This is a genomic window from Lysinibacillus sp. Y5S-8 (assembly GCF_036894365.1).
Classification (GTDB): Bacteria; Bacillota; Bacilli; order Bacillales_A; family Planococcaceae; genus Lysinibacillus; species Lysinibacillus fusiformis_D.
Map to the genome: position 1 here is coordinate 2,744,365 of NZ_CP145889.1, position 25,110 is coordinate 2,769,474.

The window sequence follows — 25,110 nt, forward strand, 5'->3', positions numbered from 1 at the left end:
AATTCTACTAATTTTAATAGAAGTATGAGGTATTATCATTTTTACTTACCTCTGTATTTCTATTGCAATGACCTTTCTCCTAAATGAAGACTATTACTCTACTCCAGCCATCCGAGCGTAAACAGCTCTAAGTGTTGGCATGCCGCCTTGTGCACCAAATTTTTCTACAGACAAGGAAGCAGCAATATTGGCGAAGTATACGGCCTCATCCAACGATTGTCCCTCTACTAAAGCATAGGCTAATGCCCCATTAAACGTGTCTCCCGCCCCAGTTGTATCCACAGCTGTCGTCATATAGCCTGGTACATGGATTGGATAGGAGCCATCGAAATAACTTGCACCATCACTACCTCGTGTCAAAATTATTTTATTAGGATACTTTTCTAAAAGCTGCTCGAACGGCTCATTAAAAATTTCAGCACATTCTATTTCATTTGGCGTTAAATAGCTAATATCCTCCATCCATTCCACATCAAAATTGGCTGCTGGTGCAGGATTTAATAGGACAGAAACACCTGCTTCTTTACATAATTGAATGGCGTAGGCTGTCGTCTCCTTTGGAATTTCAAGCTGTATGATCACCATTTGACTTTTTTGTATCAATTCCTTAGAAGCTTCAAGGTGAGATGGGGATAATGCATAGTTTGCTCCAGGTACAACAACGATTCGATTATCGTCATTGTAAAGAAGAATATTGGCAATGCCTGTAGGAGAAAAAGTACTAGTTACAATCGCATCTGTCTGAATCTGCTCCTGTTGTAAAGTGGCTTGTAATGCCTTACCAAAATAATCCTCACCTACACAGCCAATCATTGCCACTTCACTGCCAAGACGAGCTGCCGCAACTGCTTGATTAGCCCCTTTTCCTCCAGGAACCGTTTGAAATGCATTGCCCAGAATGGTTTCCCCTTGTTTTGGAAAAGTATCCATTTGTACAACTAAATCCATATTTAAACTTCCGATCACTGTAATCATTGATTTCACTACCTTTCTTCTTTTTGATTAGCAGATAAAAGCTGAAATGAACACAATATTGTATTCATTTCAGTAGCTAATTTTATAGTAATATATTTGCAAAAACCGAAAAATCATCTAGATACTTTTCTAATATATCCAATGAAATCACTTGATAAGCAGAAACAGCAGTAATTTGAAATCCTGCATGTTCATTAAGTTTTCTATTGGAGCACCCTGGAAAAATTGAAAAGCCTCTCTACTTGTTACTCAACACTTAAATTTGGTATCAATGGCTTGTTTTCAATAGGTGATGATAAGGAAATCAATGTAGTGGAATCGCCATACTTCATACTATCATTTTCAAATAATTCAAGTTCCTTTGTTGATTCAACTACTACTTTAATCAAATAATTGTATTCTCCGCTAATTCGGTGACACTCTACTACTTGTGAGGCCTGCTTACAATAATCAACGAAATTATTGCACTTTGTAGTCCGGAAAAGGACAAACGCAACAGTAGATTTCCCAACTTTTTCATTCGAAACTATAGCTCTGTAGCTCTTAATCACTTCTTGTTCTTCTAGTCTTTTTACCCTCTCTGTTATTGCTGGTTGAGATAACCCTATTAGTTTTCCAAGGGAAGTCATTGACAACCGAGCATCTGATTGTAAACGCATTAGTATATCTGCATCAATACTATCCATTTAAGCACCCCTTCATTTATATGATACTGACATTTCACAATGAATAGCTAATTTAACTAATCCTATTGTAAGGTGTCTATGCCTCCTACATTATTATATTATACTTCAAATGCAATATCCTCAAAATACATTAATTTTATAGTTAAATACGCGAAAATACCTTTATTATCAAATGTAAAATTAAAAATGACATTAGTATAATTAATCCTATCAACTAATCAGGAGGTCTTTTATAAATGAATAATAATGATTTAACTAAACAAAATGAAAAATCTTCTGCAATACCTTCAGAACGTCTCCCTTGGGCCGGTTTAATTGCACTAGCTATGGCAGGGTTCATATGTATCCTTACCGAAACTATACCAGCTGGTTTATTAATACAGATAAGTGAAGGACTCGCTGTGTCCGAATCTCTTGCAGGTCAACTTGTTACAGCTTATGCTCTTGGCTCAATAATTGCAGCTATTCCTATAACCACTGCAACACAAGGGTGGCATAGGAAACCCTTGCTGCTTTTATGTATTATTGGGTTCCTTGTATTTAATACTATTACAGCCCTTTCTTCTAGTTTTACCTTAACTATAATAGCTCGATTCTTTGCGGGTGTAACGGCAGGCGTCCTGTGGGGAATGAGCGCAGGATATGCACGACTTATGGCGCCAGAGTTACTTAAGGGAAGGGCAATGGCAGTGGCCATGATTGGTACTCCTCTTGCATTAGCTTTTGGTGTTCCTGCTGGGGCATTTCTCGGTTCCCTTGTTGGCTGGAGATCTGTTTTCGGAATAATGTCACTCTTAGCAGTATTATTGATTTTATGGATTATCTGGAAAATCCCTGACTTTCCTGGGCAAACATCTGAAAAGCGAATGACCCTGCTCAAGGTTTTCATTACCCCTGGGGTTCGTCCGATTTTATTTGTTGTATTAGTTTGGATACTTTCTCATAACATACTTTATACTTATATCGGACCATACCTCTCCGAAGCAGGTCTTGCGCAACGAGTTGATTTGGTTTTACTCGTTTTCGGTATTGCATCTTTAGTTGGAATTTGGGCTATTGGTATATTCATTGAGCGTATACTACGTACTTTAGTGTTAATGAGTCTAGCCGGATTTGGATTGGCATCATTATTATTAGGTATCGGAATTAGTCACCCTGCTATCATTTACATTGCTGTAGCTTTATGGGGTTTAACTTTCGGAGGAGCAGCAACACTTACGCAAACAGCAATAGCAGATAATGCTAAAAAAGGTGCAGATATTGCCCAATCAATGCTAGTTACTGTTTGGAACCTCGCTATCGGTGGAGGGAGTGCAATTGGAGCAATCCTGATGGAATCATTTGATGTAGTATCTTTTCCATGGGTAATGTTTATCCTCATTCTTCTTGGATTTCTAGTAGCGTTTCGCGCAAATGTTTCTGGGTTTCCTCAAACAAAACAATGATTAAATCAGGATATTCCTTGAAACACATAGCCATTTCGTTGCGACTTTATTTTAAACATCTTATCTTTTTTTGTAAACACTGCAACTTTATTTCAAAGCTATATTGTATTGCTATTTAATAAAATCAGAACCACCAGTCTAACTGGTGGTTTGCTCTTCTCGTGAAACGCTGGGATACTGGCCCATGTCTAAAGACACTCTGAAAGGTCCGCCAACCGCACTCCATTTTCACGCTACCACTAAAGTGGTCTTATTACTTTCGTTTGTTTGCTTTTATTTCTTCTCCTGTAAAAGGATCGATGAATTCTTTCATGGTCATTTGATCCTCAAGTATATCCTCTTGTAATTGATTATATATATATTCCTGAATGATTTTTTTATTTCTTCCCACTATATCTACATAATATCCTCAACACCAAAACTTTCTATTTCCATATTTGTATTTCAGGTTCGCATGTCGATCGAATATCATTAAACTACTTTTCCCTTTCAAATATCCCACAAACGATGAAACACTTCGTTTGGGTGGAATACTCACCAACATATGAATATGATCAGGGCAAGCTGTTGCTTCTATAATTTCTACTCCTTTTCTTTCACATAACTGGCGAAAAATTTTACCTATGTCTGCTTTGATTTGTCCATAAATAATCTGCCTTCTATATTTTGGCGCAAAGACAATGTGATACTTACAATTCTATGTAAGCTGCCTGCCATGTTCAACATAAACCATCTCACCTGTAGTAGCGTTCCTTCATTTGTCCATATGTCAAATTTTCAAAAGATAGTTGATATGAGAGGATTTGTGGTAAGCCTTTTTCAAATACGAAAATGAACAGCTAACAAAACCTAGAAAATAAGGAAGTTCACCAACTAAGGTAATATTTTTAAAACGATGAAAATGAAAAAGCTATAGTAATACCCTTGTTCTAAATCATATTGATTAACTACAACTAAAGTACTATAATTAATTTTAAAATAGAGATAATAAAAAGAAGGTGGTAAGTGTCTATGGGTCAACAGCAGAAAAATGGTAGAGTCAGAAAAGGAAGCTTAAAAAATCGTATTATTGGAATATCACTTTTACTGTTTATTTCGATTATCAGCATCAGTTCCTATTTAAATATTAAGACAGTTAAAGAAAATGTTTCAGATGCTTTATTAGAAAAGAGTATACAGCAGGTCGATGAAATTGCACGTCAAGTGGAGAATATTCTAGTTTCTAACTCTAATCCTACAGTGGAACTGCAAAATTTCGTTGAAAACAAAGTACAACAAAATGGAATTGCTTATGCAGTTGTCATTGATAAAAATGTCACGGCAATTGCCCATAGTGATAAGGAGAAAATAGGTAAAAACTATGAAGATGATTCCTACTCTGTAGATGGAGCGAAAAATGGGAAAACGATGACTAGTAGATTTTATGCGGATGTTCAGAAAAGTTGGACTTTCGATATAATGGTACCGATTTATATAAATAATACGCTTTACGGATCTATGGATGTAGGTATTTTCGAGGGTGACATCACAAAAGTTACGAATGCCATTTTACTAAAGGAAATTATTACAGTTGCTGTTGGCTGTATTTTATTCATTATTTTAATGATTTTTATTTTAAATAAAATGTTCAAACCTTTACTGTTAGCAGTTGATAAATGCAATGACATGGGAAAAGGAGAATTCACTGAGTTAATCCACCCAAAATATACAAGTAGAAACGATGAAGTAGGTAAGCTTACATATGCTTTAAATGAGATGCAAAATCACTTTGTTGATTTACTTAATGAAATCAGTCTAACTTCGAATAAGGTTACTTCATCATCTGAAGAACTGAGAGATGCAACCAGTACTTCTTTAGAGTCTTCAAAGGATTTATCATCTGCTGTTGAAGACATTGCTAAGGGAGCTGTGGAACAAGCAAAAGATACCGAATATGGGACTGCAAGTATTGGAGAGCTAGGAGAATTAATTGAAAGTAATCAGGATCATTTAGAAAATCTGAATCTATTTGTCGATGAAGTAAGCCATATTAAAGATGAAAGCTTACTCATATTAAAAGAGCTTGTTGCTAAAACAGAAGAAAATAATAAGGCAGCAAAAGAAATTTATGACATCATTCTCACGACAAACGAAAGCTCTGGGAAAATTCAAAATGCAAGCCAGATGATAAGAACCATTTCGGAACAAACGAATTTATTAGCTTTAAATGCTGCTATTGAAGCATCTAGAGCTGGCGAAGCTGGAAAAGGGTTTGCAGTTGTTGCGGACGAAATACGAAAATTGGCGGAGCAATCAAATCAATTCACTAAGGAAATTGCCACTGTTATAGGAGACTTAACAGCAAAAACTGGACAAGCTGTTCAGACTATCCAAGAAGTGAATCATATTGTCAATTCTCAAGCTACAAGTGTTAAAACTACGAATGGCAAGTTTGAAGATGTTGCAAACTCTATTGAAAAAATAAAAACGGTCATTGAGGAATTATATAACCTAGGCAATAATATGGGTGAAAAGAAGGACGAAGTAATAGATATTCTACAAAACTTATCTGCCATATCGGAAGAAAATGCAGCTGGTACGGAAGAAGCAGCCGCATATTTACAAAATCAAACAAACTCCATTTATGAAATTGCCAATTCCAGTGAAGAATTAGCAAAGTTAGCTAATAAAATGCAGGAAAATGTCTCAAAATTTACGATTCAAACAAACTCAACTCGATTGTAAGAACAAAGCCCAATTTCTCTATTTAATTACAGAGAAATTGGGCTTTTTAAACTAGGAATGTCTTACGTACACTATTTAGTTTTCAATGCTACTCGTCACACTAAAACAAGAACTTTCGTTTATCTTTAAAAATAGTATTAGTGTACATTAACAGTATATGTCCCATTTTCATTATCAAATTTATAAATATATAAATAATACTTTCCTGGTTTTGCATTTAATTTTCCTTTTATAATACTTCCATCTTCCTGTCCATAGGAAGTGTAACTTTGCATATCAGACTCATGATAAAGTACCCATGTCATGCCAATTTGATTTTCATTTACGACAGAAATATCTATTTCTTCTGGAGACGTAACATCGAATTGATATATATCCGTATTATCATCATCAAGCAAGCTACCTTTTATTGGCATATTAAATGGCATCATAGTCGCTTCTTCGGGATGATTGTTTGGTTCTATCTCTGTTTGCGCTCCATTCCGTACATTTACTGTATATGTCCCGTTTTCATTATCAAATTTATAAATATATAAATAATATTTTCCTGGTTCCGCATTCAATTTTCCTTTTATAATATTTCCATCTTCCTGTCCATAAGAAGTGTAATTTTGCATATCAGACTCATGATAAAGCACCCATGTCATGCCAATTTGGTTTTCATTTACAACAGAAATATCTATTTCTTCTGGAGACGTAATATCGAATTGATAGACATTCGTATCCTTATCAATCAAACTACCTTTTAGAGGCATATTAAATGGAATGATAGTCGCTTCTTCGGGATGATTATTCTCTGTTTGCTCCCCTCTCCATACAGTTACAATTGTTTTAGCTTTACTTGCTATTCCCTTATCATTTTGCACTGTTAATATCACATTGTATGTTCCTTCATCTTCGTATACATGAATAGGGTTTGCCTCTTCACTTGTTTTTCCATCACCAAAATCCCAAAGATAAGAAACGATATCTCCATTGTGATCTTTTGAACCATCGCTTTTGAACTGGATTTTTTCATTTTTGATTCCAGTATATGGACCATTTATATTTACAAAAGGCGCTTGATTTTCTCCCTCATCCGTCGCAATGCCATGGAAAACAACATCATATTCAAACTGGTTTGCCGCATTCACACGGTAGTTTACAAAATACGCTGTCGCTGTTTTATAGCCGCTCCATTCTTTTTGCGACAGTTGCTCCAATACTTGGTTCACTTGCTTACTCATCGTTTTCCAATCTTGAGATTCACCTTGTGTTTCACTACCAATATACGTGCCTTCGAGTGTAAATGTATTAAAAAATTGAGATTTATGTTTTGTCATATTTCCATCTTTTATGTTAGCAATATCGACAATTTCTTGCTCCACTTCGTCTAACGCTTTTGGTTGATGTTGCACTAAATAATCTTCTGATACTTGTGGAACCTCGTATTTTTCTTGATTATCAATCAATTGCTGCATATAGGCTTGGTATTCCGCATTTAGTTGTGGATCTTTACTTAAAGTGTCTCGATACGCATCATAATTTTTCACATCGTTCGCTCGAATTAAATCTTGAATCCTATCAAATGTATCAAATTGGTGATTATACATATAAGACTGCAATGCAAATGAATAGTTATAAAAATCCCATGATCCATATTTTGCAAACATTGTTTGTTCAGCTGTATAGCGTTGTGATGGATCCTCTGATAATCCACTAATAATACTCTTACGTGGAACAATGTCATTTGTACGCGTTGATCCTGCGAAAAATTCTGCATTTCCTTCCTGGAACCATGTTAGTCGCTCGTTTTGGTACATATCACCTGTTCCGAATAAACCAGGAACCTCATACCTCCCCTGTAAATAATGTGTATATTCATGACGGAACAACTCTTCTAAACTATAAATACTTTGCTCTGGCGTCCGTTCATATGTAAAGAACGTTCCATTCTCTTCAATATAAATACCACCATTATTTGTTTCATATCCATACAATTGACGGTTTAATCGATATTGATCTGGAGAGTTATAAATGACTACTGTTAAGACATCGTCAGCATTACCTGGTTCTAATGCTTTATCATTCCCAATTACACGATGATATTGTGCTTTTACTTCTTTTGCAGCCCAGTATAATCTTTGAATTTTGTCTTCTGTTACTTGATCTCCCGTTTTAAATACAATGGATCCATCATCAAATGTATATGTTTTCGATAGATACTGCTTCTTTCCTTCTTCACGTACTTGCTGTAAATCTACTGTCTTTCCACTATAGTCTTTTCCACCATAATTTGTAGTAATTTGCTCTACTGCTACAAAATAAGCTTCACTTAAATATGGATACATTTGCATCGCTTGTGTAACAACTTCTAAACCTTTATTCGGATTACTATGGAAGCCTCCTAAACGCCCTGCATAATAAATGCCATTATTGATTAACCAACTATTGTTATCTGTCACATTATGTATAAGAGCAATTTTATTAACTTCATTTATGAAGCTATCAATTTTGCCATACCACATCGTCGTATTAGCTTCTTTACGAGTATCATATAAATACGACTGTAAGTCATAATCAATGCCATGTATTACATCGTATATAGCTTGTCCTTTTGACGACTCGTCTTCAAATGTAGAGAGATTTTCGTTATACTGCTTTAAAATCTTCGTAGCAAGTTGAACTGTTTCCGCATCACTAGAAGCATTACCTATTAATTTCCCATAGGCAGATACTACTTTATCTTGTTCAACTGTACCTAGTTTAAAGTTCGGATTCTTAGCTATTTCTTTTAATGCTGGTAAACACTTATCTTGGAAACTTCTCTCGTTTAAATAACCTAGTTCGTTATTATAAAATGCTACATAAAAAGCCGAACGCAATAGCTCAACAAATGTTTCAATCCCCTTTGAATCATCTTTCGTAAAAGAACTTCCTCTTTTCCCTAATTCATTAATAATCACTTGCATGCGTTCTTCATTTTGATAGAAAGCTTTTGTTTCCTTACTGAATTGGAACAAGTCTGTTATTTGATACCACCGAATATTTCCTAGCGTATCAATTAGCTCACTATCGTTCATTTTATTAAGCTCTGCCATCGAGTACTTTTCCTGCAATTGCTTCGTATCAGCCTGTTCTATAATTGGAGCTGGATGTTGCGAAAAATCTCCAATTTCCAAACGTTCATCAAATGATAATGTTTCATCAGCCTTTGTAGAGTGTACAATTTCATCTTTCGGCGTTTCTATGCCAACCGGTTTCATTTGTAATACATTATAGGGCGTTTTTTCTGCTGCTGATGCTTCTGCTTGTAACCCTCCTAACGACAGTGCCATTGTACTAATCCCAATTAACACTTGATTGAATTTAAATTTTTTCTTCATAATAAGTCCTCCTATAGTACTATATCCGCTATTTGGTAATATATTTATTATTTGGTACTATATTACCTATTTTAAAATAACATATTATGTAAAAATATCAATAGATAATGTTATATTTAGGAATTTTTTCTTTTATAATTTGAACACTAAGACACAATTAGACTATAGAACCTGGTACCTTCCATTTATATATGAGTATGGGGAAGCTAAACATTTCTTTAATAGACAAATCACCAGAAACTCATTCAACGTTATATTTGGGAATCATCTGTGGAGGAAGCCGAACATTTATGACATGAGAATGACGGGATTAATGCTTGGATGTTAGGCTGAAGAGAGGTTTTCTACTGGATAAATAAACGAAATCAATAGCAGTCTCTAGTTTTCATACTAAATGATCTTTGGGTGCTAATTGATCCATCAGTAGTGGAAATCAACAGCTTTACTTTATTTCACTGTAAAAGAAAAAACTGAAGACAACATAAAGTTGTCTTCAGTCATGTTATTGAAAAAAGGTGATGTCAACCCATTTTGAAAGGCGAGGGGTTGATGTCCGTTCCGCCAGCTTCCTTTTCAGGGGGCGTCCGATGAGCCGCTTCGCTCACTGCGTTCGCTCCAGGGTTTCCTCTGTGACGCTAAATCTCCCAGGAGTGATGCTGGCTCCACTTCAATCAACCATGTGGTAAAAGTGTCTTTTCCTTATCTTTCATACGAGCCGTAGTGAACAAAATAGCCTACTATTTATATGATTAGAGAAAGGATAGGATAGGCTCTTATTTTCTATAGTGAATACCTTCACTTTATTTGAAAACCTTTGCTAAAAAGAAACATTTTATGCAAGACTACCTGACTCCCGCTCGCACACAGGGAAGCAAGTAGCCTGCAACAGAAATCCATTTTCACCTTTCACAAAAATGCTATAGATAGTTTTGTTTTTCAACACTATGTATGATTGAAGACAACATAAAATTGTCTTCAATCTATCAAATTAATAGGCTATCCGCTTTGCTTCGTAGGTAGCAATATGGTCTTCGTATTTAAAGGTTAAGGCGATTTCATCCCAGCCATTGAGTAACGTTTCCTTATAATACGGATCAATCGAGAATTGATACACTGTACCATCTTCACCCGTTACAGTTTGCTCTGCCAGATTTACTTCCATTGTGTACGGCTTTGCTAAACCTTTAGCCAGAATATCATCGCATTCGGCTTCTGTTAGCTTAATAGGTAAAATTCCATTTTTAAAGCAGTTATTATGGAAGATATCTGCAAAGGAAGGTGCTATCACTACATTAAAACCATAATCTAAAATGGCCCATGGTGCATGCTCACGAGATGAGCCACAGCCGAAATTATCTTGTGCTACTAGAATTTTTGATGCTTTAAATTCAGGTTTATTTAATACGAAATCTGTTACTTCATTGCCTTGTGCATCATAGCGCCAGTGATAAAATAAATACTGCCCAAAACCTGTGCGCTCAATGCGTTTTAGAAATTCTTTTGAAATAATTTGATCTGTATCAACATTTTTACGATCAAGTGGTGTGATGACACTATTGACGATATTAATTGGTTCCATTTTTACTCATCCCTTCCGTGTAAAGCAAGATTTACACAGTTTCCTTCACAAATTCACGCACATCAACAAAATGACCTGCAATCGCAGCGGCTGCTGCCATTGGTGGTGATACTAAATGTGTACGAGAACCCGCGCCCTGACGCCCTTCAAAGTTGCGGTTAGATGTAGAAGCACAGCGTTCACCAGCTGGTACGACATCATCATTCATGGCTAAACACATGGAGCAACCTGACTCCCGCCATTCAAAGCCAGCTTCCATAAAGATTTTATCCAAACCTTCTGCCTCCGCTTGCTTTTTCGTAGTATGCGACCCTGGCACAACAATCGCTGTGACTTTATCATGCACCTTGCGTCCTTTGATGATATTAGCTGCCGCACGTAAATCACTAATTCGTGAATTTGTACAGGAGCCAATAAAGACATGCTGGATGTCAATGGATGTTAAGGATTGCCCTTCCTCTAAGCCCATATAAGCAAGCGCTTTTTGAAGTGCGGCCTTATCAGATTCATCCTCGTAATCTGCCTGTGTAGGCACATATCCTGAAACACCCGTACCCATCGAGGGATTGGTACCCCATGTAATGATAGGTTCAATTTCTTCTGCTTGTATGATACGAACTGTATCGTACGTAGCATCCTCGTCTGAGGCAAGGCTTAGCCAATAAGCAGCTGCTTCCTCTAATTTCTTACCCTGGGGTGCATATTTGCGACCACGAATATAATCGACGGTTGTTTGGTCAGGTGAGATGAGCCCTGCTTTTGCTCCAGCCTCAATCGACATATTACAAATCGTCATACGTTCTTCCATTGATAATTTGTGGATTGCCTCTCCAGTGAACTCCACAATATGTCCTGTACCAACGCCAATGCCGAACTTCGCAATAACGGCTAAAATAATATCTTTAGCTGCTACGCCAACTTGTAGCTCCCCTTCAACACGAATTTCCATCGTCTTCGGCTTATTTTGCCATAATGTTTGCGTCGATAATACATGCTCTACCTCTGATGTACCAATACCAAAAGCAATTGCCCCAAAGGCACCGTGAGTGGATGTATGTGAGTCACCACAGACAATTGTTTTACCTGGCTGTGTTAGCCCTAGCTCAGGCCCGATAACATGTACAATGCCTTGGTCAGGGTGACCCATCCCTGCTAGCTCAACGCCAAATTCTTCAGCATTTTTAGCCAATGTTTCAATTTGATTGCGTGCAATGGGATCATGGATAGTCGGTAAATTTTTCGTTGGTACATTATGATCCATTGTCGCAAAGCTTAAATCAGGACGACGCACTTTACGTCCATTCAAACGTAGCCCTTCAAAAGCTTGCGGAGATGTTACTTCATGAATTAAATGAAGATCAATATATAACAGGTCCGGTTTGCCCTCTTCCTGATAAACTACATGTTTATCCCAAATCTTTTCAATTATATTTTTACCCATTGTCTTCACCTATTTCTTTAAATATATGTTGTCATAATGCTTTGTGAAACAAAGCTAGTATCAATTTCATTAATTACTTTATCTGTCCATTCATTTGTCGAAAGAATACGATTGCCGTCACGGGCTAGATCTGCTGTAAAGTAACCATCATCAAATACCGCACTAACAGCACGCTCAATTTCTGCTGCCTCTTCTGTTAAGCCAAATGAATATTGTAGCATCATAGCGACAGAAAGAATGGTTGCTGCAGGGTTTGCGACTCCTTGCCCTGCAATTTCTGGTGCTGACCCATGTACTGGTTCATATAATCCAAAATTATCGCCACGGATAGATGCTGATGGTAATACACCTAAAGAGCCAGTAATGACAGAAGCTTCATCACTTAAAATATCACCAAACATATTTTCGGTGACTACAACATCATAGTGTCCTGGGTTTGTAATAAGTTTCATCGCCACAGAGTCTACTAGATTATGTTCTACGATCACATCTGGATAATCTTTTTTCTTAGCTTCTACGACTTCTCGCCATAAGCGACTTGTTTCAAGCACATTCGCCTTATCAACAGAGCATAATTTGCCGCCACGTAAACGTGCTAGCTCAAAGGCATTTTCAACAATACGTTCCACTTCTGCTTTTGAGTAGACAGTGGTATCAATTGCGCCATTTTCAGTACGCATACGTGGTTCCCCGAAGTATACGCCGCCTGTTAGTTCACGTACAATCATTAAATCAACATTTTCAGCTACTTCACGTTTCAATGGTGAAGCATCTAGTAAACTCGGGAACGCCTTTACTGGACGTAGATTTGCAAAAAGATCGAAGTGTTTGCGAATTCGCAATAACCCTTTTTCCGGGCGTAATTCAGGTGGATTCTGATCCCACTTTGGACCACCTACAGCACCTAATAAAATCGCATCACTATTTTCACACATCTCGATTGTTTCTTCTGGTAGTGGATTATTGTGCTGGTCGATGGCAGCACCTCCAATTGTTGCATATCCTAAATGAAAAGTATGATTAAATCGTTTACCAATCACTTGTAATACACGTACAGCAGAAGCAACAACCTCAGGGCCAATCCCATCACCAGGAAGTACTGTAATTTTTCTCTCCATCATCAAAACACCTTTCTTTGTATAGCGCATTCGCTAATTTAGTAAAGACGCCCACCTACCATTAATTTAGGTGGGCGCATTCATTACGTCTACGCGTAATTTTTTGTGAATGGATACAATACGCCATATCATCATTGCATCCGACTTGTGAATGGTATGTCATACGATTCACTACCTGTAAAACCTATACAGGATGTGCTCCCGAAGGCCTGCTATTAAATGACGGTTAATGTCATTTAAAAGAAGCTTCTAAACATCTTGAGAGGAGTTACGGCCGGTAGTCGATATATCCCTCATAGTAAATTTTCAGCTGCGGTTAAGTGGATCTCAGCCAATTGTTCGCCATTGCGAAGCGCAGTATCGAAAATATTAATTTTTCGCACTTGCCGCTACTTCTCGTACAACTTTTTCTTTCCCTTCGTTGATGAATGGCATCATAGCACGTAATTTCGCGCCAACTTCTTCGATTTGGTGGTTCGCACCAGCTTCCTTGAATTTTGTATATTCTGGACGACCATTTTCATTTTCTTGAATCCAACGACGTGCAAATGTGCCATCTTGGATATCTGTTAACACGTCTTTCATACGAGCCTTTACAGTTTCATCAATAATGCGTGGTCCTGCCACATAATCTCCCCACTCTGCTGTATCAGATACCGAGTAGCGCATTGTAGCCATACCACCTTCAAACATTAGGTCTACAATTAATTTAAGTTCATGTAGCGTTTCAAAGTAAGCTAGCTCTGGTTGGTAGCCAGCTTCTACTAACGTTTCGAAACCTGCTCTTACTAGCTGGGTTGCACCACCACAAAGTACCGCTTGTTCACCGAATAAATCCGTCTCTGTTTCTTCTTTGAATGTTGTTTCAAGTAAACCACCTCGCGCAGCACCAATTCCTTTCCCATAAGCAAGTGCTAAATCTTTTGCTTGCCCAGTAGCATCTTGATGGATAGCGAATAGACCTGGTACACCAGCACCTTCTTGGAATTGACGACGAACTAAATGTCCTGGTCCTTTTGGTGCTACTAAAAATACGTCAACATCTGCTGGCGGTGTAATTTGACCAAAATGGATATTGAAGCCGTGCGCAAACATCAGTGCTTTACCAGCTTGTAAATAGGGTGCAATTTCTGCTTCATAAACCGCTTTTTGACGCTCATCTGGTAATAAAATTTGAATCACATCTGCTTCTTGTGCAGCCTCAGCCACAGTTTTCACATCAATACCATCAGCTTTCGCAGCATCGAATGATCCACCTGGGCGAACCCCAACTACTACGTCAAAGCCTGATTCTTTAAGGTTTAGTGCATGTGCATGACCTTGTGAGCCGTAACCGATAATAGCGATTTTTTTTCCTTTTAATACGTCCTCGTTGATGTTTTGTTCATAGTACATTGTAGCCATAGTTTATTTCCTCCTAGAATTTGGTTTGGTTTTCATAGCTTTAGCAACTTGCTGTTTCAATAAAGCTATCAATTTTATATGCAAACTATTTTAAAATAGAGAGCTGTGGGTTTGAGATTTTTTGCGTTTCACGAACAGAGGCAGTGGCTCCTGTACGTGTCAGTTCTTTAATGCCATATGGTCGAATGAGTTCGATAAAGGCATCAATCTTTTCTGGGTGCCCTACTACTTGATACGTCACAACATTTTTGGCTGTATCAATAATTTGTGCACGAAATGGTTCAACAATCGAATTCATTTCCAAGCGTAGATTTGGTGGTGAAATAACCTTTACTAGCGCCAGCTCTCGCAGAACAATTGATTTGTCGGTAATATCATTGACTTTTAACACATCAATTTGCTTGGATAATTGTTTTACTAGCTGCTCGATTTTGCGTTCATCCTCAACATTGACAACAAAGGTCATCTTAGAAAAATTTGGTTGTTCAGTATGCCCTACTGTAATCGATTCAATATTGAACTGTCGCTTCATCAACAAACCTGTCAATCGGTTTAATACACCACTTTGGTTAATCACAGTTACGGTAATTACTCGTTTCAATTCTTTTTCACCCCAATCATTTCATGTAAGCCTTTGCCTGGTGCTACCATTGGGTAAACACATTCAAGCTGTTTCACTCGACAATCAATTAATACTGGCTCATCAGAAAGTAGTGCCTCACGGAAAATATTCTCCGCCTCATCGATTGTGTTAATACGATAGCCTTTAATATTATAGGCATCTGCTAATTTAACAAAATCTGGTTGGATTGGCATCAGCGACGATGAATAACGTTCTTCATAGAATGTTTGTTGCCATTGACGCACCATTCCAAGACAACTATTATTCAAAATCACTATTTTTACTGGTAAGTTAAATTCCTGTAGAATAGATAGCTCCTGTGCCGTCATTTGGAATCCAGCATCTCCTACAATCGAAATAACTTTTTTGTCTGGCTTCGCAAACTGAGCCCCAATTGCGGCTGGGAAGCCGAAGCCCATCGTACCAAGTCCACCAGACGTTACCCATGCATGATCATTATTTAAATGGTAGTATTGTGCTGCCCACATTTGATGCTGCCCTACATCTGTCGTCACAATGGCATCACCCTCTGTAATCTTGTGCACTAATTGCAATGCCTCTTGTGGTAAGATTTCTTGCGTATTGGCATCTTTGCAATACCACAATGGGTATTCATTCGTATGATTATTTAAAAAGGCTAGCCAGTCTGCTGTATCAGGACCTTCAAAATCCTTTTTCAACAATGCCTTTAACGCCTCTTTTGCATCCGCAACAATAGGAATATCTGTCGGTACGTTTTTACCAATTTCAGCAGGGTCAATATCGATATGGATAATCGTTGCATTTGGTGCAAATGTGGCTAAATTTCCTGTTAAGCGATCATCAAAACGTGCACCGATATTGAGTAGTAAATCTGATTTTGTGATGGCTGTATTCGCTGTAACCGTACCGTGCATCCCTGCCATCCCAAGGAATAAATCATGTTCCCCATGAATGGAGCCTAGCCCTAGCAATGTATTCGTTACGGGGATACGGTATTTTTCAGCAAAAGCCGTTAATTCCTCACGTGCGTCAGCAAAGAGAACACCTGCACCAGCTAAAATAACTGGATTTTTTGCCAAAGAAATTGCTTGAATCGCCTTTTGAATTTGTAAATAGTTTGGTTTATAGGTTGGTTGATAGCCTGGTAAGTAAATTTCATCTGGTGCTTGTGGTGGATTCTCTACATCAAATAACATTTGTGAAACGTTTTTTGGAAAGTCCACAACCACTGGTCCCTTACGTCCAGTGCTCGCAATATGGAATGCTTCCTTCACAATACGTGGAATGTCATTGACATCCTGCACTTGGTAATTGTGCTTTGTGATTGGTGTCGTAATCCCCATGATATCAGCTTCTTGGAAAGCATCTGTTCCAATGACAGATGTAGCAACCTGACCTGTGAAGACAACTAATGGGATGGAATCAATCATGGCATCCGCAATACCTGTTACGAGGTTTGTTGCACCAGGTCCACTTGTGGCAATGACAACGCCTGTTTTACCTGAGACACGTGCATAGCCTTCAGCCGCATGAATAGCCCCCTGTTCATGTCTTGTTAAAATATGGCGAATCGGATTTTTATACATCGCATCATAGATTTGTAATACGGCTCCACCTGGATAGCCAAAGATGATTTCAACACCTTGATCATGCAACGCCTGCACTAAAACATCTGCACCGTCCTTCGCTTGATAGGTTTGTTCAGCCGTTGCTGTTGTTGCTAATTGTTCTTGTTCATTGATTGAAACATTCGCACTCATCAATTTATGCCTCCTTCATTTCTTTCAAAGTCATACATCAGTGTTCTAGATTAGTAAAGTGCCACTAGCTGGTAAGTCTACCTCTCTTCCTTTTCATTGAGAGTTTGCTCATTACGTCGTGAAAATAATAAAAAAGCCCTTTTCTCCACACGCAAAGAACTACCTTACGTAGGGATGAAAAAGACTTTCCATGGTACCACCCTTTTTTATAGCAAATAATTGCTACCTCGCGAATAAATGACTGCATTTATACACCTATGCGAAAAATTTCACATCCAATAGGGTGTCATAAAACATTTATTCATTAATAACGAGCACTTTCGACTATGCCCGGAGCTATCTAATGGTGTAAACACGTTTAATAGCCCACTCCGAGGGGATGTCGGATCTAGTTGTATCGCCGGCTTCCAGCACGACCGGCTCTCTGGTAGATACAAGGCTCTAGAACCTTTAACCTCATCAACGTTTTCATTTATCTAGTTGTTAAATTTTCATTACGCCGCCAGTGGAAGCGTTCGTCACTAATTTTGAATATCTTGCTAACCAACCACGTTTGATTTTTGGCTCAAAGACTGGTAATTTTGCACGACGTTCAGCTAAAACTTCATCTGAAACTTGTACATTAATCGTACGATTTGGTAGATCAATTTCAATAATATCTCCGTTTTCTACTAAGGCGATTGGACCGCCTTCAGCAGCTTCTGGTGAAATATGACCAATTGAAATACCTCGAGATGCACCTGAGAAACGACCATCTGTAATTAATGCAACCTTTGTACCAAGACCACGACCTTGAATCGCAGATGTTGGTGCAAGCATTTCAGGCATCCCTGGGCCACCCTTAGGTCCTTCATAGCGAATGACGACTACATGGCCCTCTTTCACTATTCCATTATCAATGTTTTCCTGCGCTGCTTCCTGGGAATCAAAGACGATTGCCTCTCCCTTGAATACTTTGATGGAAGGATCTACTGCACCTACTTTAATAACGGAGCCATCAGGTGCAATGTTACCAAATAACACCGATAACCCACCTACAGCACTATAGGGATTGTCTTTTGTTCGAATGACTTGATCATTCGTGATGTGATAATCTTTGACAAGCTCACCCATCGTTACACCTGCAACGGTTGGGCGATCTGGATGAATAGCTCCCGGAATGGATGTTAATTCATTAATAATGGCACTAACACCACCCGCTTTATTGATATCATCCATTGAAATATCAGATGCAGGCATAATTTTCGCTAAATAGGGTACTCGCTCTGCTACTTTATTAATATCTTCAATGTTGTAATCTATTTCTGCTTCATTGGCAATGGCTAATGTATGAAGAACAGTGTTTGTGGAGCCTCCCATTGCCATATCAAGAGCAAAAGCATCATCAATTGACTCTTTTGTAATAATGTCGCGTGGCTTAATGTCTTCCTTGACCATACGAATTAATTGTTTGGCTGCTTCTTTAATCAGCTTGTGACGCTCTTCAGAAGTGGCAACGATTGTACCATTCCCCGGTAGAGCAACACCAAGCATTTCCATTAAACAGTTCATCGAGTTGGCTGTAAACATCCCTGAGCATGAGCCACATGTTGGACATGCATTATTTTCAATATCTAACAGCTCTTCAGATGACATCTTTCCTGATTTATGGGCTCCTACGCCTTCAAAAACAGAGGTTAAAGAAAGCTGCTTGCCTGAAGCAGAAGTACCAGCCTCCATTGGACCACCAGAAACAAAAATAGATGGTACGTTTGTGCGAACTGCTGCCATCAGCATCCCTGGTGTAATTTTGTCACAGTTTGGAATATAAAATACACCATCAAACCAATGTGCATTAATAACTGTCTCTGCTGAGTCTGCTATAATTTCACGACTTGGTAATGAATAACGCATACCAATATGCCCCATTGCAATACCATCATCGACACCAATTGTATTAAATTCGAATGGAATACCACCCGCTTCAATAATGGCTTCTTTCACTACATCAGCGAACGTACGTAAATGAACGTGACCTGGTATTATGTCGATATATGAGTTACAAACCCCAATAAATGGTTTGCCTAAATCTTTTGCTTTTACTTTGCCTGTTGCATATAAAAGACTTCGATGTGGCGCTCGATCTACGCCTACTTTAATCATGTCACTTCTCATTTTAAACGCCCCTCATTGCTATCCATACTATGTTCGTTGCTATAGACAAAATGTTCTGTCTTTTTGATTTTTGTTTATAGACTAGCAGCCTACTAGATGGCTACTGCTGTAACGAACGTGTTAAATTGTTGTTATCATAGTACGAAAAAAAGGTCTCGTCAACAGTATTTTTTGAATTGTTAAAACAATTAAAAAAATCTGTCAAAATTGAAATCGTTTACATGCTGATTAAGCATCAGTTTTATCTCGCTTTGATAAAAATTTTGACATTTCGTTCAAATTTTAATTTTTCAATAATAACCAACAATGTAAGAGGCCATTGATTCCCATATTTTCGGACAATTTGAATCATCTTATCTATAGAGATAACGCTTACAATAGAAACAATTTTTTTAGGTAGCCTGTAAAAAATACTTGATCGGGATCATATTGGTGTCGTATTTTTAAAAACTTTTCAATCTCTGGATACAGTTCGTAGACGGTTTGTGCTGTTAAATGGTGTTGTTTTCCCCAGTGAGGTCGGCCATCATATTTTTGCATCAAAGTATGAACCCATTTAAAATAAGGCTCTTCTGACATCCCTTTATACATATGAAAGGCTATAAAAGCAGACTCGCGCCCCTGTGTTGGACTTAAAAAGCCTGCTTCGCCCGCAGTTGTTCGACACTCTAATGGAAAATGAACATTAAAAATCCCTTTTTTAAAGGTTGTATGAATTTCCTCCAAGCATGCTTCAAATTGAGCGAGTGGAATGGCATATTCACTTTCTTGGAACTTCACACTACGAGGAGAAGGATAAATTTCATAGCTTATGCCCACTTTTTCACTTTCCACCACATTTGCGGCTGCTATTTTACTCATAGCACCACTTAACGCTGGTTTCCACTTACAAAGTTCTGACATTGCAAAGAAAGCACCATTTTCTACAATTTGGAGCTTTAACGTTTCTATTTTTTTATTCCATTCACTTTGATAGATGGGTGCTACAGCATTCATCCGTTTTACTTGAATCGTCTCACTGCCAGGGAAATAAAACCATTCCACATGGCGATGTTGGCGAATATCCTCTGCGAATAGTGTGAGACCATTGCTCAAAGTTTCTCTTGCCCCAACATAATGCAAGCTATAAAGTGGCATGACTTTGATCGTTACTTTGACAAGGACACCAAGCATACCGAGCGATACGTGTAGTGCTTCAGATAAATCGTCCATTCCCCTCCTGTGCTCCTGATATGTGCCAGTGCCATCTACAAACCCCCATGTCATGACAGCAGACGACAGAGAACCAAGTGTAATCCCTGTACCATGTGTACCCGTTGATACTGCTCCTGCAATCGTTTGCTCCTGAATATCCCCCATATTGATTAAAGCAAAGCCGTGCTTCTCCAGCATTGGTCCAATTTCATATAGGTAGGTACCAGCCCATAATGTTGCCTCCTGCTTTTCCTCATTCACAGCGATTAATCCACGCATATTATGTAAGGAAATAGCGATATGCTCAGGCATAGCCACAGCGCTAAATGAGTGAGCTGCCCCTGTAACTCGAATCGTTTTTCCCGTTTCACGTGCATGCTTGACAATGGTTGAAACTTCTTCAACCGATTGTGGTAAGTACATTTCACTCGGATAGGAAATAACATTCCCCGCCCAATTCGTCCACTTTTCACCATTACGCCATTTTTCTATAGAAAACATTGTCCATCCCCCCTATATGTTGTGTAAGGCCCCATATACTTGTCCTCTCGAATCCCATGGAGTACTTGAAAACGCTCACAAAGCTCCCCTGCTTTTGCATGTCTAAAATAGATCGTATCACCAATATTAATATGTTTTCCTTTGACCTTTATAGGCGTTTGTACTTCTCCTGCTCCTTCTAAGCTAAGGTATGCAAAATTGCTAGGTTCATAGAATACAGGTAAGCGATCCAACCCAATTGCTCCAGAAGCCGTATAACCACCACCATGACAAACAACAATATTTTTTTCAGGCTTTCTCGTTACACTCAAAGCAAATCCAGCTGCCTTTTCTAGCTGTAAATGTGTAAATTGATCGAACAATGCAGGTGCATAAAAAGCGGAGCCTACTGTAATTTCAGTCACTTCTTTCTGCTGATTGGTATATAACATGCTCCCTGAGCCTCCACCATTGACGAAGCGTAAGTTTGGAAAATACGCCTTGATATGGGCTATGGCTAAGCGACGAAATTGGGTTACTTGTTTTTTAGCTTGTACTTGCATTGCCTCAATCACTTTGCCTTTTAATGCATTCGCAGGACGATTGCCAACGCCTGCTATTTGAGCCTCATAGCCCATTGCACCTACAACCTCAATCGCTGACGTTTTTTGAACCTCTTGCAAAAAAGGTGTCAGCGTCTCAAGAGAATACAACGATGAACGTTTAGTCCCGAAATACAGTACTTTAAAATCATTCGAAACATTAATATCAATGCAAACCTGTACACGTACACCTATTTCTAGTCCCAGCTTCGCTAATAGTTGGATATGTTCTGGCCGATCCACCATAAAAGTAACGCTTTTCCCGTCTTTGACGAAATGTAGCAAGCGACGAATAGCTGCTTCCTCCATTACTGGATAGCCCAGTAATAAATCATCAAATTGCTGCTGTAGTAAAAAAATGGTCTCTGCCGCTGTGAATGTCATAAAGCCTACAACATTAGCAAGGTTTTTCTGAACATAACGAAGCACTTCAACAGAACGAATCGATTTTGTCGCAATACGAATTTGCTTGCCACCACAAGCCTCTTGCACAGTTCGTATATTTTTATCCAGCGCATCTAAGTCCAACCAAGCAAATGGTCTTTCCAAATCACTAAACGCTCGATCCAATCTTGTCGTCATTTAATCCCTCCTGTATATACTATGTATTTGACAATTTACAGAATAATTTTTTTATTAATGAGTCAAAATAAAAACAACCGTGCGCTTTTTATTCAATAAGTCGACACAGTTGTTTTAGAATGGGACAAACATTTCATTCACCTTTCTATTCAATTGGTTACGATGCGTATAAGAAATCGGCTGCAAGATTTAGCAGCACTAACAAATGCAGACCAGCAATCAGAAAACCTTGACGATTTAAACGTTTCATAACAGCCATATTCATATGCAACACGCTCCTTTTTTCTACATTATAATCCTTTTAAACAGAATTTTCAAACTATTAAAAGGTGAAAATTTAACCATTTTCCATTCATATAAATAAAAAATGAACAACAGTATAATTGATTGAAATTCTGCTTCAACAAAAAATGCATTTTTTCATGGATAAAAAGGTGGTTTTTGAAATATTTAGTCGAACGGCTGATTTTGGAGCGTTCCATCTATTTTTGGTACGAATTGAATGCGTGAACATACTATAGAAGTAAGCGAAAATCGGTGTATGTACAATATAGAAGTAATTGTAGTTAATGTGGACATTTTCACAATCATTTATGCAGTTGGAGTTACGTTATTGTGGGCATGATGAAAGAGCTGCATTCATTTGTCTACAGCCATTATGACAGCATGTAATAATTACTAAACAAAATCGCAGTGTTTAATCTACTCCATTCAGGGTATAACTAAGTAATCGCCATTATATCTTAATTTTAAGGAGATGAAAATAATGATTAGTTTCATTTGGTATTTAATCATCGGAGGAATTCTTGGATGGTTAGCTGGCGTAATTTTAGGTAAAGATGTACCTGGTGGCATCATCGGGAATATTATTGCAGGGATTGTTGGTTCTTGGATCGGTAGTATGGTTTTAGGGAACTGGGGTTGGAGAGTAAGTGATTTCTACGTGTTCCCAGCACTGATCGGTGCCGTTGTGTTGATCTTTATCGTCAGCCTTATTTTAAAAGGTATGCGTAAAGCAACTTAAATATGTAATAAAGAGCCATCCATGGTGATGGCTCTTTATTTTGCTTCATTCAGTAAAACGGTTGCTCGGAGTTCATCGTGATAATCATTATACAATTGGTAGTAATACAATACATTTTCCACATATTCCTCACTATGGTTGTATTGATACACAGCTTTCTTAATATTACCTTTGGCAGCGCCGTATTTAGATAAATAATTAGCTGCACTAAATACCGCATCCTCAATATCATAGGGATCGGCTATACCATCCCCATTCGCGTCTACGCCATATCCTCCATATTTAGCAATTGTCTCTGGATTCATTAATTCAGCCTTCGTGATGTTTCCTTTTCCTAGTCCTGAACAAGTAGGATGCTGCCAGCCAACGAACGTGCACGGCATAAATTGCATATGCCCTTCTGCCCCGGCAGATGAAACCATTGATTTCACTGTAGAAAATCGCGTTTCAATTCGATGATGTGCGGCAAGCAATGTCCATGGCACACCATATTTCTCCTCCGCTGCTACATATACTGGAATGTATTTCTCTGGAATGTCCATATCGAAATGTTGTTGAATCTCCTCAATTGCCTTTTGCTGTGCAAGCTTTTCGAAAATCGGTAATGTTTGAAGTTCCTTCCACGCAAAAAATGTCAGGACATACACCGTTATCGCAACGGGAATCAATAATGCTATCATACCCAATTTTGTAGCGGGTGATAACATGGCTTTGTTGTTCTTTTTCTTTGTCATACGTCACACCTAATCTAGTATTCTTTTTCTATATTACCAAATTTTTCGTTATATGTAGTAGATCTTTTAATTTTTGTAAGATAAAAACTTCCAGTTGTAGGATGCTATTCATTTTCACTATAAAAGCAGTTGAAAGGTTTGCTAAAAATATAGTAAAATACAGGTTGATTCATTATATTGGATAATAATAGGGAGGCATTTATTTTGTGGAAAGACTTTAAAGAATTTGCAATGAAAGGCAATATTGTCGATCTAGCAGTAGCAGTAGTCATCGGTGGTGCTTTCGGTAAAATTGTTACCTCCTTAGTTGAAAATATCATTATGCCATTAGTTGGTATTTTAACAGGTGGTATTGATTTAACAAAGAGCTTTGTTTTTGGCTCTGGCGAAGCCCAAGTCAATTTAGGTGTATTTCTACAATCAATTATTGATTTTTTAATTATTGCATTTGCCATTTTTATGGCGCTCCGAATTATGACGAAGCTTACACGTAAAAAAGAAGAAGCAGTCGTTGAAGAGCCAGCTCCTGAATTAGATGCAAAAGAAGAGCTCCTCAAAGAAATTCGTGATTTACTCAAAAAAGAACAAGCCTAACATATGACACCAAAGGATTTGCCTCATTCGAATAAGGCAGATCCTTTGGTTTTGTATCCTTCTCTTTGGATGTTCTATCCGCTAATTTTATGCGTATCCTCCACTTTCTCTGCTCTAACCATCTCTTTCCGCGTTTTAACCGCTACTTTTCTTATTCTATCCATCAACTTTATGCGTATCCTCCACTTTTTTTGCTCTAACCATCTCTTTCCGCGTTTTATCTGCTACTTTTCTTATTCTATCCATCAACTTTATGCGTATCCTTCTCTTTCTCTGCTCTATCCATCTCTTTCCGCGTTTTATCCACTACTTTCCTTATTCTATCCATCAACTTTATGCGTATCCTTCACTTTTTTTGCTCTATCCATCTCTTTCCGCGTTTTATCCGCTACTTTTCTTATTCTATCCATCAACTTTATGCGCATCCTCCACTTTTTTTGCTCTAACCATCTCTTTCCGCGTTTTATCCGCTACTTTCCTTATTCTATCCATCAACTTTATGCGTATCCTTCACTTTTTTTGCTCTATCCATCTCTTTCCGCGTTTTATCCGCTACTTTCCTTATTCTATCCATCAACTTTATGCGTATCCTCCACTTTCTCTGCTCATTCCTGTTAAATTAGAAGCTCCCACACATTATTGCTC

General features: G+C 38.1%; 17 protein-coding genes and 1 pseudogene. 4 read left to right on the forward strand and 14 right to left on the reverse strand.

The genetic code is table 11. The features are described 5' to 3' along the window. Nucleotides 1-93: 93 nt before the first annotated feature. Both rbsK and V6670_RS13330 read right to left on the reverse strand, forming a co-directional pair. On the reverse strand, nucleotides 94-975 hold the full coding sequence (gene rbsK / locus V6670_RS13325; protein WP_338651389.1) for a ribokinase: 882 nt from the start codon (nucleotides 973-975) through the stop codon (nucleotides 94-96). Between the two features lie 245 nt (nucleotides 976-1,220). After that, nucleotides 1,221-1,661 (reverse strand): Lrp/AsnC family transcriptional regulator, encoded by a 441-nt coding sequence (locus V6670_RS13330; protein WP_338651390.1) that lies wholly within the window; start codon nucleotides 1,659-1,661, stop codon nucleotides 1,221-1,223. Between the two features lie 236 nt (nucleotides 1,662-1,897). Between V6670_RS13330 and V6670_RS13335 the strand changes: the two genes are divergently transcribed. Further along, nucleotides 1,898-3,106, forward strand: coding sequence for an MFS transporter (locus V6670_RS13335; RefSeq protein WP_338651391.1), 1,209 nt, complete (start codon nucleotides 1,898-1,900; stop codon nucleotides 3,104-3,106). Between the two features lie 253 nt (nucleotides 3,107-3,359). Here V6670_RS13335 and tnpA read toward each other — a convergent pair. Beyond that, a pseudogene (gene tnpA / locus V6670_RS13340) lies at nucleotides 3,360-3,839 on the reverse strand (IS200/IS605 family transposase). A 278-nt stretch (nucleotides 3,840-4,117) separates the two neighbouring features. Between tnpA and V6670_RS13345 the strand changes: the two are divergent. Next, nucleotides 4,118-5,830 (forward strand): methyl-accepting chemotaxis protein, encoded by a 1,713-nt coding sequence (locus tag V6670_RS13345; protein WP_338651392.1) that lies wholly within the window; start codon nucleotides 4,118-4,120, stop codon nucleotides 5,828-5,830. Between the two features lie 137 nt (nucleotides 5,831-5,967). On the opposite strand, the gene V6670_RS13350 is transcribed toward V6670_RS13345, so the two are convergent. The 10 genes from V6670_RS13350 to V6670_RS13395 all read right to left on the reverse strand — a co-directional run bounded on the left by V6670_RS13350 (nucleotide 5,968) and on the right by V6670_RS13395 (nucleotide 22,113). Further along, nucleotides 5,968-9,195 (reverse strand): collagenase, encoded by a 3,228-nt coding sequence (locus tag V6670_RS13350; RefSeq protein WP_338651393.1) that lies wholly within the window; start codon nucleotides 9,193-9,195, stop codon nucleotides 5,968-5,970. 988 nt (nucleotides 9,196-10,183) lie between these two features. Further along, on the reverse strand, nucleotides 10,184-10,774 hold the full coding sequence (gene leuD, locus V6670_RS13355; RefSeq protein WP_141903680.1) for a 3-isopropylmalate dehydratase small subunit: 591 nt from the start codon (nucleotides 10,772-10,774) through the stop codon (nucleotides 10,184-10,186). A 31-nt stretch (nucleotides 10,775-10,805) separates the two neighbouring features. Beyond that, nucleotides 10,806-12,215 (reverse strand): 3-isopropylmalate dehydratase large subunit, encoded by a 1,410-nt coding sequence (gene leuC / locus V6670_RS13360; RefSeq protein WP_338651394.1) that lies wholly within the window; start codon nucleotides 12,213-12,215, stop codon nucleotides 10,806-10,808. Nucleotides 12,216-12,232: 17 nt separating this feature from the next. Then, a complete protein-coding gene (leuB, locus tag V6670_RS13365) occupies nucleotides 12,233-13,333 on the reverse strand; it encodes a 3-isopropylmalate dehydrogenase (RefSeq protein ID WP_036123302.1) in 1,101 nt (366 codons plus the stop codon). A gap of 369 nt (nucleotides 13,334-13,702) precedes the next feature. Beyond that, nucleotides 13,703-14,737 carry a ketol-acid reductoisomerase gene (gene ilvC, locus V6670_RS13370; protein WP_036123296.1) on the reverse strand — a complete coding sequence of 345 codons (1,035 nt, stop codon included), beginning with the start codon at nucleotides 14,735-14,737 and terminating at the stop codon, nucleotides 13,703-13,705. Nucleotides 14,738-14,822: 85 nt separating this feature from the next. Then, complete coding sequence (gene ilvN / locus V6670_RS13375) at nucleotides 14,823-15,338, reverse strand: acetolactate synthase small subunit (protein ID WP_036123293.1); 516 nt, start codon at nucleotides 15,336-15,338, stop codon at nucleotides 14,823-14,825. Continuing rightward, entirely contained in the window at nucleotides 15,335-17,101 is a 1,767-nt protein-coding gene (gene ilvB, locus V6670_RS13380) for a biosynthetic-type acetolactate synthase large subunit (RefSeq protein ID WP_338651396.1), read from the reverse strand. Before ilvB ends, ilvN begins: the two co-directional genes overlap by 4 nt. Nucleotides 17,102-17,584: 483 nt before the next feature. After that, a complete protein-coding gene (ilvD, locus tag V6670_RS13385; protein ID WP_036123280.1) occupies nucleotides 17,585-19,255 on the reverse strand; it encodes a dihydroxy-acid dehydratase in 1,671 nt (556 codons plus the stop codon). Between the two features lie 372 nt (nucleotides 19,256-19,627). Next, a complete protein-coding gene (locus tag V6670_RS13390; RefSeq protein WP_338651398.1) occupies nucleotides 19,628-20,950 on the reverse strand; it encodes a D-arabinono-1,4-lactone oxidase in 1,323 nt (440 codons plus the stop codon). Continuing rightward, nucleotides 20,938-22,113, reverse strand: a complete 1,176-nt coding sequence (locus tag V6670_RS13395; RefSeq protein WP_141903676.1) for an amino acid deaminase/aldolase — start codon at nucleotides 22,111-22,113, stop codon at nucleotides 20,938-20,940. The genes V6670_RS13390 and V6670_RS13395 overlap by 13 nt, the downstream gene beginning before the upstream one ends. Nucleotides 22,114-22,879: 766 nt before the next feature. On the opposite strand from V6670_RS13395, the gene V6670_RS13400 reads away from it, so the two are divergent. Further along, nucleotides 22,880-23,137 (forward strand): GlsB/YeaQ/YmgE family stress response membrane protein, encoded by a 258-nt coding sequence (locus V6670_RS13400; RefSeq protein ID WP_036123271.1) that lies wholly within the window; start codon nucleotides 22,880-22,882, stop codon nucleotides 23,135-23,137. A 35-nt stretch (nucleotides 23,138-23,172) separates the two neighbouring features. On the opposite strand, the gene V6670_RS13405 is transcribed toward V6670_RS13400, so the two are convergent. Beyond that, complete coding sequence (locus tag V6670_RS13405) at nucleotides 23,173-23,871, reverse strand: lytic transglycosylase domain-containing protein (RefSeq protein WP_330493248.1); 699 nt, start codon at nucleotides 23,869-23,871, stop codon at nucleotides 23,173-23,175. Nucleotides 23,872-24,075: 204 nt separating this feature from the next. Here V6670_RS13405 and mscL point away from each other — a divergent pair, with 204 nt between their 5' ends. Continuing rightward, nucleotides 24,076-24,465: a large conductance mechanosensitive channel protein MscL gene (gene mscL, locus V6670_RS13410; RefSeq protein WP_141903674.1), complete on the forward strand. Its 390-nt coding sequence runs from the start codon at nucleotides 24,076-24,078 to the stop codon at nucleotides 24,463-24,465. Nucleotides 24,466-25,110: the final 645 nt, after the last annotated feature.

Bases quoted from the DNA above. Each gene is read 5' to 3' on its own strand.
- ilvD (WP_036123280.1), bottom strand. From the start codon at position 19,255: ATGAGAAGTGACATGATTAAAGTAGGCGTAGATCGAGCGCCACATCGA.
- ilvB (WP_338651396.1), bottom strand. From the start codon at position 17,101: ATGAGTGCGAATGTTTCAATCAATGAACAAGAACAATTAGCAACAACA.
- leuD (WP_141903680.1), bottom strand. From the start codon at position 10,774: ATGGAACCAATTAATATCGTCAATAGTGTCATCACACCACTTGATCGT.
- V6670_RS13390 (WP_338651398.1), bottom strand. From the start codon at position 20,950: ATGTTTTCTATAGAAAAATGGCGTAATGGTGAAAAGTGGACGAATTGG.
- ilvC (WP_036123296.1), bottom strand. From the start codon at position 14,737: ATGGCTACAATGTACTATGAACAAAACATCAACGAGGACGTATTAAAA.
- V6670_RS13345 (WP_338651392.1), top strand. From the start codon at position 4,118: ATGGGTCAACAGCAGAAAAATGGTAGAGTCAGAAAAGGAAGCTTAAAA.
- V6670_RS13405 (WP_330493248.1), bottom strand. From the start codon at position 23,871: ATGACAAAGAAAAAGAACAACAAAGCCATGTTATCACCCGCTACAAAA.
- V6670_RS13395 (WP_141903676.1), bottom strand. From the start codon at position 22,113: ATGACGACAAGATTGGATCGAGCGTTTAGTGATTTGGAAAGACCATTT.
- V6670_RS13335 (WP_338651391.1), top strand. From the start codon at position 1,898: ATGAATAATAATGATTTAACTAAACAAAATGAAAAATCTTCTGCAATA.
- V6670_RS13400 (WP_036123271.1), top strand. From the start codon at position 22,880: ATGATTAGTTTCATTTGGTATTTAATCATCGGAGGAATTCTTGGATGG.
- leuC (WP_338651394.1), bottom strand. From the start codon at position 12,215: ATGGGTAAAAATATAATTGAAAAGATTTGGGATAAACATGTAGTTTAT.
- rbsK (WP_338651389.1), bottom strand. From the start codon at position 975: ATGATTACAGTGATCGGAAGTTTAAATATGGATTTAGTTGTACAAATG.
- V6670_RS13330 (WP_338651390.1), bottom strand. From the start codon at position 1,661: ATGGATAGTATTGATGCAGATATACTAATGCGTTTACAATCAGATGCT.
- leuB (WP_036123302.1), bottom strand. From the start codon at position 13,333: ATGGAGAGAAAAATTACAGTACTTCCTGGTGATGGGATTGGCCCTGAG.
- V6670_RS13350 (WP_338651393.1), bottom strand. From the start codon at position 9,195: ATGAAGAAAAAATTTAAATTCAATCAAGTGTTAATTGGGATTAGTACA.